This window comes from Sphingopyxis sp. (assembly GCF_036402335.1).
Lineage (GTDB): Bacteria > Pseudomonadota > Alphaproteobacteria > Sphingomonadales > Sphingomonadaceae > Sphingopyxis.
Map to the genome: position 1 here is coordinate 1 of NZ_DASWTD010000482.1, position 9,595 is coordinate 9,595.

Below are 9,595 nucleotides of genomic sequence, written 5' to 3' on the forward strand. Positions count from 1 at the left end.
CTTCAACCCGCCCCGAAAGGAAGATCTGATGAAAGCCACTTTCTCCATGCGCGCCGCATTCATGCTACTAGTCACGCCGATCGCAGCGAGCGCTCTTGCTCAAGGCAGCAGGCCGGCTGCATCGGCTGTAAAATCCGGCAGCGGATCGGGGACGATCACTGCCGTCGACGCGAAAGGTGGAACCGTAACCATCAAGCACGGCCCGATCCCGACGATCGGCTGGCCCGCAATGACGATGACCTTCCGGGCATCCCCCCCGACCCTGCTCAAGGGACTGCGGTCGGGGCAGCGGGTCGCATTCACCGCCAAGGCGAAGGGTATGACGGCAGAAGTTACGGCGATCAGCCCGCATTGACGACGCGTGCCGACCTTCGCGTCAGTGCGCCATCGCCAGCACGGGCGGCGCAGCGATCATCCACAGCGCCATCGCGACCATCATCAGGTTTTCGGTGAGCGAGATGAAGCCGAGCGGCACGTTGCTGTCCCCGCCCACGCACGCGCATTTCAGCTCACGCTTGTCGATGTAGACGGCCTTGAACACCGACACCGCGCCGATCGTACCGATAACGAGCGCGACGGGCACCGACAGCCAGGTCAACGCGCCGGCTGCCATCAGGACGCCCGCCGCTCCTTCCGCGTAGGGATAGACATAGGAATAGGGCACCCAGCGCTTCGCGAGCAGATCGTAGTTGAGGAACATGCTCGAGAAGCTCTCGACGTTCTGGAGCTTGAGCATCGCCAGAGCGCACATCGAGAACGCGATGAACCATTCACCCGCCCGCACCGTGAAGGGCGTGCCGAGTACCGCATAGCTGGCGGCGAGCGCCATCAGCGCCGTCATCGCGAACACGGCAATCACCGGGCGATAGGTGACGGCCTTGGGGTCGCGGACCATCTTGCCGAAGAAGCGGCGCAGATCGTCATAGCCGCCGACCCGCTCCCCGGCGATAAAGATCTGCGGGGTCGTCTTGACGCCGTGCTTCGCCTTGAAAGCGTCGGTTTCTTCCCGCGTCATCAGCCAATGGTCATCGACCGCATAGCCTTCCCGGCGCAGAAGATCCTTCGCCTTCAGCCCGAAAGGGCAGGTATGTTCCGGCATCACCATCCGGTAGATCGTCGCCTGTTTGGCGGGGGCGCTCGCCATGCCGCTTCTCCAATATCCTCGCCCCGCCTATATAGGGTCCGTACCATAGTACGGAGTCAAGGCATGACCGGCATGACGATCGCGGCGCTCGCGCGCGAGGGCGGCGTCGGCGTCGAAACGGTGCGCTACTATCAGCGTCGCGGTTTGCTGGACGAGCCAGACCGGCCGACCGGGGCTGGCGCCGGAGGCGGCATCCGGCGCTACGGCACCGATGACGCCCGCCGCCTTCGCTTCATCCGCTCGGCGCAGGCAGCCGGTTTCACGCTCGAGCAGATCGGTGAGCTTCTGGCGCTGGATGCGACCGACGATCGCGCGCGTGCGCGCCAGCTCGCCCATGAGCAGATGGCGGCGCTGGATGCGAAGATCGCCGAGCTTGAACAGGCGCGTGCTTCGCTGCGTCGGCTTGCCAGCGAGTGCGGCTCGGGATCGGCAGGGCCGTGCCCAATCCTGACAGCGTTCGATTCACCGACTGAGTGATCTTTGATTAGCTCCCAGGCGGTCAGCAGGAGATTTCGGATCAGGCAAATAGATCGCCGATCGCACGCATACGGAAGGCGTTGATCCACCGACGTCGGCGATGCTCGCTGGCGTCGTGGCGCATGTGGCACCGCTGGCAGAGTGCAGCGAGGTTGCGTGGTCGGTTATCGCTCGGATCATGGTTCAGATGCGCGCTAGCAAGAACCACGCGCGTGATCCGCACTTGTGAAGGTGGATCAATGCCGACGAAGCCAGGTTGCGCGCATAAGAGGGCGTCGGGCGGCGGCAGGCGGCGAACGCACCTGCCCTGCCCGTTGCGCCACCTGCTTATGTCCTCATCCCACCAAACACCATCGCCCAGATGCAGCACATGACGACCATGCGGGCGCTGACAATGTTCGCAGCGTCCTTTGGCGCGGCCAAACCGGATGAAGGCAGATAGTTCACGCCAGTCAATCGGGTAGAGCCAGCGATGTTCACGCGCGATTGGCATAACAATTCTATGATTCAGTATCGTGGAGAACGAAAGCAGAAAACAGCAGTGACTCAACTTATCCATTACGGCTAGGTCACTAAGCGATTAGCTGACTTGGCTACTCAAGGAATGGTGTCAAAACCGTTCGTGGCTGTTGAAAATCTCGCGTTCGAATTGATGTTGCGCGATTAGGGCACTGAGCGCTCTTTCAGGCCCCATTCGGCGGGCGTGTGTTAAAAACCTATCGAACGATCCCGATTTGATGCGCCGGCCCGCCGGGGGGATGGCCGGGCCGGCGCCTGCAGCTGGCTTAGCGACGGGGGAGCTTTGCCAGGGCAGCCTTGTAAGCCGCGTAATGCGTGCCTTCGTCGACCGCGATCTGGCGGAACATCTGCGCCACCTTCTTGTCGCCGGCCGCTTCCGCCTCCTTGGCGAAATTCACGTACATCGTGACATTCTCGTAGTGCTCGCCCTTCATGGCATCTTCGAGGTTCACATTGTTGCTGCTGCCGAGCCGCAGCGCCTGCGCTTCGCGATCGAAGTGCTCGTTGGCCTCGACGTTGGCCGATGCGCGGAAGAGCTTGGCGAGTTCGGGCTTTCCCGCCGCCTGCGCCTGGTCGGCGTACCGCAGATACTTCAGGTTGGCATAAGCCTCCCCGTGCATCGCGGCTTCGAGGTTCGCCCGCGTGCTGGCGGCTAGCGGGCGGGTCGGCGCCGACGGCGCGGCGGTCACGCTGACGGCGAAAATGGTCGCGGCACCGGCGGCAGCGACGATCAGGGACTTCATCATGGTCGATACTCCATTGCCGCCGGAAGTGCGGCTGCCCCGCTATCGACCCCGGTCCTGACGACGACCTGACAGGTCCGCGGCAACCGCATTCTCGAGCCGTCGGAAAAACTCGCTGTGCCGTCAGGTTTCGGTCAGGCGGTGCTGCGATCTCCCGGTCATCGAGGCTATCCCGCCTCTGACAGGAGCTCGTTCGATGATCCGATTTGCCCCCTTGAAGGTCGCAGCCTTTCTCGCCGCCGTCGCAGCTGCGCCGATGGCGATGGCGTCGCCCGTCTGCACCAAGGCGCCTCAGGCCAAATGGATGACGCCGGCACAAATGAAAGGCCGCGTCGCCAAGATGGGCTATCGCGACGTCAAGGTCTTTCAGGTGTCCGGCAGCTGCTACGAAATCTACGCCCACACCAAGGACGGCAAGCGCGCCGAGGTCTATTTCAACCCGGTGAACGGCGCGGTCGTTCAGAACAACGTCGACTGACGATGAGCCACGTCGCTCCAGCGGCTCCTTCCCGAGACCCTGCTCGCAACCGCGGCAGGGTCAAGGTCTGGGACCCGATCGTCCGCATCTTTCACTGGACCGTGGTAGGAGGTGTGATCGCCAACCTGACGTTCCTTCGGCATGAGGAGCCGCCGCATATCTATGTCGGCTACGTTGTCGTCACGGCGCTGGCGATCCGGCTGATCTGGGGTGTTATCGGCCGGCGTTACGCGCAATTCGCCAGCTTCGTGCCAGGCCCGTTCGTGTTGCTGCGCTATTTTCGCGCGATGGCTGCCCGGCGCGAGCCGCGCTACATCGGGCACAACCCGGCCGGAGGCGCAATGATCGTCGTCCTCCTTGTCCTGCTGGCGACGGTGGGGACCAGCGGATGGATGATGGGGCTCGACCAATTCTGGGGTGTGGGCTGGGTCGAGACGTTGCACGAAACCGCCGCCAATGTTCTGATCGGCGCGGTAGCCCTGCATGTCATCGGTGCGATCGTCGAGAGCGTGCGGCACCGGGAAAACCTGCCGCTGGCGATGGTCACTGGCTACAAACGTGCACCAACGGGGACCGACATCGACCATGCGCCTGCTGCTGATTGAAGACAACGCCCGGCTCGGCAGCCTGGTTCGGGACGGCCTGATCCCGCAGGGTTTCGCGGTCGATTGGGTCGAGACCGTCGAGGACGCCGAGCTGGCGATGAAGGTGGCGACATATGACCTGCTACTGGTCGACCTTGGCTTACCCGATGGAGACGGCTTGGACATCGTCCGCCGTTCCCGCCGGGACAAGAATGCGACGCCGATCCTTGTCCTGACCGCGCGAGGTGGCCTCGACGATCGCGTCACCGGACTCGACGCGGGCGCTGACGACTATCTGGTGAAGCCGTTCCAGATTCCCGAGCTCGCGGCGCGGTGTCGTGCCCTGCTGCGACGACCCGGGGCGTCGCTCGGCACCCAGCTCGCCGCGGGCAACGTCGTGCTCGATTGTGCCTCACGGTCGGCCGACGTGGGCGGCGTCGCGATCGACGCGACGCCGCGTGAAATCAACCTGCTCGAAGTTCTGCTCCGCCGCGCCGGACACGTCGTCGCCAAGCCGGCGCTTGAGAATACGCTATATGCGATGGACGCCGAGGTAACGCCCAATGCGTTGGAAGCGGCAGTATCGCGGCTGCGCAAGCGCCTGACCGCCGCCGGGGCGGACGTGCAGGTCCGCACCGTGCACGGCGTCGGCTATGCGCTGTTCGCGCCAAGCGTATCTGGTGAATAGGATGGACGCGGTTCGGCCAAGGCGACGGCCCCCTACGCTGTTCCGACAGATTGCGGCGCGTCTGGCGGCGTTCACGCTGCTGTTCGCAGCACTCGACGTCGGGATCGTCGTGTTCACCTACAGTCGCCAGCCCGAATCGCTCGCGCAGGAATTGCTGACGCTTGAAGCGACGAAGGCTCAGGCAGGCGGCGTGCTGTCGCCCGACCTGCTAACCGGACCGCCGGGGGCCGAATCCTGGTCCGCGCGCTATGTCGAACCGGGATCACCCGAACTCCGGCGGGTAGGGGAAACCGGGATCGACGGCGCGTCAACCCTGGTCGACTGGACGCGGCGCGAACAGACTCCTCGCGGCTATCGGATATCGGGCGTTCGCGCGATCGATCGCGGCGAGGAGCGGCGATGGCTGGCGATGCAGTTCGAGGGCGACGGCATCCGCCCCTATGTGCCGGTGATCGTGAACGAGATCATTCAGCACGTGATGCTGCCGCTGATCCCGTTGTCGCTGTTGCTGTTGCTGTTCAACGTCTTCGCCGTCCGCCGGGTGCTCCAACCGCTCCGCCATGCCGAGCGCGAAGTGGACGCGCTGGAACCCGACAACACCCTGCTTCGCCTTTCGGAGCCGAGTGAGCCGCGAGAGGTCAACACGCTCGTCAGTGCCGTCAATCGGGCGCTCGGTCGGCTCGATGCAGCGATGGCGACTCTGCGGGAGTTCACTGCCAACGCCGCACATGAGCTGCGCACACCGTTGTCGATCATGCAGCTATCGCTCGATCGGCTCCCCGCAGGCAAGCAACGGGACGAACTGCAGGCCGATGCGCGGCACCTGACCCGTCTCGTCGAACAGATGCTCGATCTCGCCCAAGCCGACGCGCTGGCCCTCGATGGCCACGTTGCCATCGATATCGCCGACATCGGCCGGGACGTCGTGGCCGCGATGGCGCCAAAGGTGTTCGCGGCGCAGCGTGATCTACGTTTCGAGAGCTTCGGCGACACCGCGGCGATCGGGCACCCGGAAGCGATCTTCCGCATCTATCGCAACCTGATCGACAATGCGCTGTCACACGCGCCCGGCGTCACGCCCATCGACGTAAGCGCGGGACCCGGTCCACAGCTGACGGTCCGTGACTACGGGCCGGGGATTGCAGAGGTCGATCTTCCGCACGTGTTTGACCGCTTCTGGCGCAAGGATCGCCGCAGCTCTACCGGAGCGGGCCTAGGCCTTGGCATCGTGCAACGGTTGACCGAAGCGCATGGTGGAACGGTCAGCGTCGAAAACGCGACAGGCGGGGGTGCTTCGTTTCGCGTCCGACTCGAGGTCTAGCCTTGAAATTACGGGAGCCATCGCTTTCGTCAGCTGTTCGTCAGGCCCGTGCCGCAACGCACCTGGCGTAGCTACATCGCTCCATCATCCCTGCACTGCTGTCCGGAGCCAAATACAATCCAATTCCCGCCCACTCGGCGGCTCACCGAGTTCGACATACTTTAGGATAGCCAATGACGACCGACGCCATCGATCACGCGCCAGGAGAACATCATCTCGTCCACCGTACAGGCTGGCTTCGCGCAGCGGTGCTCGGTGCCAACGACGGAATCATTTCTGTTTCAAGCCTGATCGTCGGTGTCGCAGCCGCGCCAGGCTCGACTGCGAGCACAGTCCTTGTTGCGGGGGTAGCAGCATTGGTCGGGGGTGCACTGGCGATGGCGGCGGGCGAATATGTTTCGGTCAGTTCGCAGGCGGATACCGAGAACGCTGACCTTGCGCGGGAATCGGCCGAGTTGGAACGTTCGCCCGTGACCGAAACGCGGGAACTGGCCGCAATCTATGAAGGGCGTGGCGTCGAGCCGTCGCTAGCGATTCAGGTGGCCGAACAGATGATGGCACATGACGCTCTGGGAGCGCATCGCCGTGATGAGCTTGGCCTTGCTGACGACGGCGCATCGCAGCCGATGCAGGCCGCGGTATCCTCGGCCTTGGCATTTGCCGCCGGCGCGATCCTACCCGTGATCGCTGCATTAGCACCGCATAGCGCTGTGCTTTATGCGGTACCAGCAACGGCATTGGTGCTGCTTGGCGTGCTGGGTGCGCTTGGAGCGAAGGCGGGCGGCGCCCCGATCGGGCGCGCCATGATCCGGGTGGTTTTACTGGGTGTCCTTGCGATGGGGATGACGGCCCTTATTGGGGCTTTCACCGGGACGGTGGTTTAAAAGCTTTTCGTTGCCCGCGGCGATGCGACACTAGTCCGCACCGCTACGTCCCGAAAACGAGTAAGCAAACGCATCGCCACCCACGCCTATGGTCAGCCCCCCCTTTCGCAAAGCTGATCGTATCCGGCACCACGCTAATTTGTTGCCGAAGTTTCCCGAAGCCTCCACCGTAACTGTCTTTGGCCGTGAAGCGACGGGGCACTCACAGCGCACACCAACCGCCAGAAAAACGACCGGTTTTCTGGCGGTAGCGGTTTTTGCCTCATCGAAGCTTCCTAGCGGTCGGAATACCCGTTGCGGAAACCACCGGCACATTGCAGGGTGTTAGATATCTTTTCTGGCGGGGTGATGATGCTCATCGGATATGTGAGGGTATCCAAGGCTGACGGATCGCAGACGCTGTCACCGCAGCGCGACGCGCTGCTATCCGCCGGCGTCGATGCCTCACGCATTTATGAGGATCTCGCGTCGGGTCGTCATGATGCGCGTCCTGGCCTGACTGCCTGTCTCAAGGCGTTGCAGCCCGGCAATACACTGGTGCTCTGGAAACTGGATCGCCTCGGACGTGACCTGAGGCATTTGGTCATCACCGCCGAGGCGCTGCGTGAGCGCGGCATCGGGTTGAAGGTACTGACTGGCGCCGGCGCGCAGATTGACACCACCACCGCCAACGGCCGCCTGGCTTTCGGCATCTTTGCCGCCTTCGCCGAGTTCGAGCGCGAGCTTATCGCCGAGCGCACACAGGCCGGCCTTGCTGCGGCACGCGCGCGGGGGCGCATGGGAGGGCGGCCCCGCAAGATGGACAAGGCAACGCTGGCGATGGCGATGGCCGCCATGTCCGATCGTAACGCGATCGCAGCTGATGTCGCGCGCCGTCTCGGGATGACGACGACGACACTCTATATGTACGTGAACGGTGACGGCACGCCCAAGGCGCCGGGCCAGGCACTGCTTGACGGTGTGCCGTACCGCAAAGAACGACTGCGCGCCGCGTGATGAAGCACGCCGCGCTTCAGCGATCAGGCATATTGCCGAGCGGGCGAGACGATCACGTCATGTTCGATCGACCGGGCCGAGATGGCGGCCGGGGTGAGGGCTGCGGGAACGCAGACACCTCTGCGCGGCTTGCCGATCAGCCGACGTGGTCGCGCCAGTATCATCAGGTTCATTACCGCCGCGCCGATCAGGAACTCTTCTTCCGCTCCGCGGATGCCGCGCAGGTGAAGCCGCCTCATGCCATGCTTGCCCTTGGCGTCGGCGAAGAACCGTTCGACCCCGCGCCGCAACCGCATAGACCGCTTGTAGAGCCCGGTTTCCACTTCGGCTCTGGCAAGATCGCGAACGTCTTCATCGTCCAGTCGAACCAGGGTACGACGCCGCGACGTCGTGCATTTCTTCCGAAGCACGCACGCCTCGCAATCCCGAACATCCGCCGCGTAACGGTGTACGCCGGTGGGAGGATGGAAGGCATGGTGCCGGAGCGTCTTGCCGGTCGGGCAGGTAAAGCTGTCGGTGCCACGATCATAGCTGAAGGCCGTTCGCGGCAGCTTGCCCTTGGTCTGCTGCGTCCGGTCGATCACGGGGATGTGTGGGGTTGCGCCGTGATCCCGCACGAAGCCGAGGAAGTTCGCGCTGCCATAGGCTTTATCGGCCGCGACCCGCTTGGGGCGATAATCAAACCGATCGGCCGACCGCTCGAGCATGACGCGCCCCGCATCAACTTCCTCCGCGAAGCGAGCTGGTGTCGCCTCGACATCGAGCGCGACGCCACTCGGGGTGTCGACCAGCGCATTCAAGGCGTAGCCGAACCGGCCACGCACCGTTCGCGCCGACCAGGCCGCGGCAGGGTCCGTTCGAGAGATGCCTTGGCAGCTTTTCGACCGCGCCATTTCAAAGACGGCATCTCCTGTGTCGTGCACCCACTCCCTAACCGCGCGCGACGCGTTGGCGACATACGGCAGGTAGCCGGGAACGGTCTTGCGCTGCCAGCTCGCATCAGCCGCTATGAACGACGCATCGATCGCGGCGTCTTTTCCGCCAATCAGTCCTTCTCTGATGCAGCGTCTCACCGTGCTCTCGAACAGGATCCGGAACACGTTGGCATCGCGGAAGCGACCATGGCGGTTCTTGCTGAACGTGGAGTGGTGCGGAACCTTGTCTCCCGGCGCGAGACGGCAGAACCAGCGATAGGCCAGATTGTAGCGCAGCTCCTCACACAGCCGCCGTTCGGACGCGATCGCGAAGATGCGGCCGATCAGCGTCATGCGGATGAGGAGTTCGGGATCGATCGATGGTCTTCCCCGTGCGCTGTAATGACCGGCCAGTGCCTGTCTCAACTCGCCGATGTCGAGCCATCGATCGACGCGACGCAGCAGGTGGTCTGTGGGCAACATGGCTTCTACGGTGCGGAAGGACGCCCCTTCCCGCTTACTGCGACAGGCTGGTCCCATCATAGCGACGCTCCTTTCGATAGGGGTGAAACGAAGGAGCAACCCGGCATGTCCGGCATTTTTCAACAGGCCCGTTCGGTTGTGACACTGGTTAGGAAGCCGAGCGATCAGCTGCCAAGCATTTTTCCGTCAATCTCCTGACCATAATAGTCCCCTTTGGGGTGAAACTGCTTACGTGCGCTCTCGACAGTCCCGGTCTGCCGCGGATCGCGGGGTCGCTCGCGACTATCGACATAGGCGGCGACATCCCACGCCTGCTGATCCGTCAGCGTGTTGCCCTCACCATAAGGCATGTTGGCCTTGATGA

13 protein-coding genes are annotated in these 9,595 nt (G+C 63.5%); 8 read left to right on the top strand and 5 right to left on the bottom strand.

What is annotated here, in order from left to right; genetic code table 11:
• The coding region (locus VGD20_RS15765) for a copper-binding protein (RefSeq protein WP_331135360.1) at nt 1-355 on the top strand (355 nt) is incomplete at its 5' end.
• 21 nt (nt 356-376) lie between these two features.
• On the opposite strand, the gene VGD20_RS15770 is transcribed toward VGD20_RS15765, so the two are convergent.
• Nucleotides 377-1,144, bottom strand: coding sequence for a glutaredoxin family protein (locus VGD20_RS15770; RefSeq protein WP_017980773.1), 768 nt, complete (start codon nt 1,142-1,144; stop codon nt 377-379).
• 63 nt (nt 1,145-1,207) lie between these two features.
• Between VGD20_RS15770 and VGD20_RS15775 the strand changes: the two genes are divergently transcribed.
• A complete protein-coding gene (locus VGD20_RS15775; RefSeq protein WP_018251207.1) occupies nt 1,208-1,621 on the top strand; it encodes a MerR family DNA-binding protein in 414 nt (137 codons plus the stop codon).
• Nucleotides 1,622-1,661: 40 nt separating this feature from the next.
• On the opposite strand, the gene VGD20_RS15780 is transcribed toward VGD20_RS15775, so the two are convergent.
• Both VGD20_RS15780 and VGD20_RS15785 read right to left on the bottom strand, forming a co-directional pair.
• Entirely contained in the window at nt 1,662-2,114 is a 453-nt protein-coding gene (locus tag VGD20_RS15780; RefSeq protein WP_043060763.1) for a hypothetical protein, read from the bottom strand.
• A 292-nt stretch (nt 2,115-2,406) separates the two neighbouring features.
• Complete coding sequence (locus VGD20_RS15785; protein WP_051693705.1) at nt 2,407-2,886, bottom strand: acyl-ACP desaturase; 480 nt, start codon at nt 2,884-2,886, stop codon at nt 2,407-2,409.
• Between the two features lie 193 nt (nt 2,887-3,079).
• Here VGD20_RS15785 and VGD20_RS15790 point away from each other — a divergent pair, with 193 nt between their 5' ends.
• The 6 genes from VGD20_RS15790 to VGD20_RS15815 all read left to right on the top strand — a co-directional run bounded on the left by VGD20_RS15790 (nt 3,080) and on the right by VGD20_RS15815 (nt 7,834).
• On the top strand, nt 3,080-3,361 hold the full coding sequence (locus tag VGD20_RS15790; RefSeq protein ID WP_066707254.1) for a PepSY domain-containing protein: 282 nt from the start codon (nt 3,080-3,082) through the stop codon (nt 3,359-3,361).
• Nucleotides 3,362-3,363: 2 nt separating this feature from the next.
• Complete coding sequence (locus VGD20_RS15795) at nt 3,364-3,966, top strand: cytochrome b/b6 domain-containing protein (protein ID WP_066707281.1); 603 nt, start codon at nt 3,364-3,366, stop codon at nt 3,964-3,966.
• Nucleotides 3,947-4,633 carry a response regulator gene (locus VGD20_RS15800; RefSeq protein ID WP_066707257.1) on the top strand — a complete coding sequence of 229 codons (687 nt, stop codon included), beginning with the start codon at nt 3,947-3,949 and terminating at the stop codon, nt 4,631-4,633. Before VGD20_RS15795 ends, VGD20_RS15800 begins: the two co-directional genes overlap by 20 nt.
• A 1-nt stretch (nt 4,634) precedes the next feature.
• Entirely contained in the window at nt 4,635-5,954 is a 1,320-nt protein-coding gene (locus VGD20_RS15805) for a sensor histidine kinase (RefSeq protein WP_211250653.1), read from the top strand.
• Nucleotides 5,955-6,127: 173 nt separating this feature from the next.
• Nucleotides 6,128-6,838 carry a VIT1/CCC1 transporter family protein gene (locus tag VGD20_RS15810; protein ID WP_066707260.1) on the top strand — a complete coding sequence of 237 codons (711 nt, stop codon included), beginning with the start codon at nt 6,128-6,130 and terminating at the stop codon, nt 6,836-6,838.
• Nucleotides 6,839-7,189: 351 nt separating this feature from the next.
• Entirely contained in the window at nt 7,190-7,834 is a 645-nt protein-coding gene (locus tag VGD20_RS15815) for a recombinase family protein (protein WP_037477107.1), read from the top strand.
• Nucleotides 7,835-7,857: 23 nt separating this feature from the next.
• Here the strand turns inward: VGD20_RS15815 and VGD20_RS15820 are convergent, their stop codons facing one another.
• Both VGD20_RS15820 and VGD20_RS15825 read right to left on the bottom strand, forming a co-directional pair.
• Nucleotides 7,858-9,291 carry a transposase gene (locus VGD20_RS15820; RefSeq protein WP_231376780.1) on the bottom strand — a complete coding sequence of 478 codons (1,434 nt, stop codon included), beginning with the start codon at nt 9,289-9,291 and terminating at the stop codon, nt 7,858-7,860.
• Nucleotides 9,292-9,395: 104 nt separating this feature from the next.
• Nucleotides 9,396-9,595: c-type cytochrome (locus VGD20_RS15825; RefSeq protein WP_414714586.1), on the bottom strand; the 200-nt coding region annotated here is incomplete at its 5' end.

Bases quoted from the DNA above. Each gene is read 5' to 3' on its own strand.
- VGD20_RS15780 (WP_043060763.1), bottom strand. From the start codon at position 2,114: ATGCCAATCGCGCGTGAACATCGCTGGCTCTACCCGATTGACTGGCGT.
- VGD20_RS15820 (WP_231376780.1), bottom strand. From the start codon at position 9,291: ATGATGGGACCAGCCTGTCGCAGTAAGCGGGAAGGGGCGTCCTTCCGC.
- VGD20_RS15815 (WP_037477107.1), top strand. From the start codon at position 7,190: ATGCTCATCGGATATGTGAGGGTATCCAAGGCTGACGGATCGCAGACG.
- VGD20_RS15785 (WP_051693705.1), bottom strand. From the start codon at position 2,886: ATGATGAAGTCCCTGATCGTCGCTGCCGCCGGTGCCGCGACCATTTTC.
- VGD20_RS15775 (WP_018251207.1), top strand. From the start codon at position 1,208: ATGACCGGCATGACGATCGCGGCGCTCGCGCGCGAGGGCGGCGTCGGC.
- VGD20_RS15795 (WP_066707281.1), top strand. From the start codon at position 3,364: ATGAGCCACGTCGCTCCAGCGGCTCCTTCCCGAGACCCTGCTCGCAAC.
- VGD20_RS15790 (WP_066707254.1), top strand. From the start codon at position 3,080: ATGATCCGATTTGCCCCCTTGAAGGTCGCAGCCTTTCTCGCCGCCGTC.
- VGD20_RS15770 (WP_017980773.1), bottom strand. From the start codon at position 1,144: ATGGCGAGCGCCCCCGCCAAACAGGCGACGATCTACCGGATGGTGATG.
- VGD20_RS15800 (WP_066707257.1), top strand. From the start codon at position 3,947: ATGCGCCTGCTGCTGATTGAAGACAACGCCCGGCTCGGCAGCCTGGTT.
- VGD20_RS15805 (WP_211250653.1), top strand. From the start codon at position 4,635: ATGGACGCGGTTCGGCCAAGGCGACGGCCCCCTACGCTGTTCCGACAG.
- VGD20_RS15810 (WP_066707260.1), top strand. From the start codon at position 6,128: ATGACGACCGACGCCATCGATCACGCGCCAGGAGAACATCATCTCGTC.